The organism is Flavobacterium sp. CYK-55, assembly GCF_018413465.1.
Lineage (GTDB): Bacteria > Bacteroidota > Bacteroidia > Flavobacteriales > Flavobacteriaceae > Flavobacterium.
The window spans coordinates 1-405 of record NZ_JAHCDK010000039.1; the positions used below are offsets into that span (position 1 = coordinate 1).

Here is a 405-nt window from a genome sequence, read left to right on the forward strand (position 1 = left end):
TTTCTGCAACTTCGATTTATACCGTGACAGCCTTCAATTCTGGTGGATCAACTTCGTTTGGCGTTTCGATAACGGTGAATGATATCGCACCTTCAGCTTTGAGTTATAACTCGCCGAATGTGTTTACTGTGGGAAGTTCAATTGTGAATTTAGTTCCGAGTTTCTCAGGAAATATTACTTCGTTTAGCATCGCGCCGGCTTTACCATCGGGATTATCGTTTGATACAACTTCGGGTGTGATTTCAGGAGCGCCAACTGAGGTTTCTGCAACTTCGATTTATACCGTGACAGCCTTCAATTCTGGTGGATCAACTTCGTTTGGCGTTTCGATAACGGTGAATGATATCGCACCTTCAGCTTTGAGTTATAACTCGCCGAATGTGTTTACCGTAGGAAGTTCGATTG

The 405-nt window shown here is 43.5% G+C and carries 1 protein-coding gene; it reads left to right on the plus strand.

Features of this window, described 5'->3' with window-relative positions:
- On the plus strand, positions 1-405 hold a 405-nt coding region (locus KIH23_RS13630; RefSeq protein ID WP_213214052.1), incomplete at both ends, for a putative Ig domain-containing protein.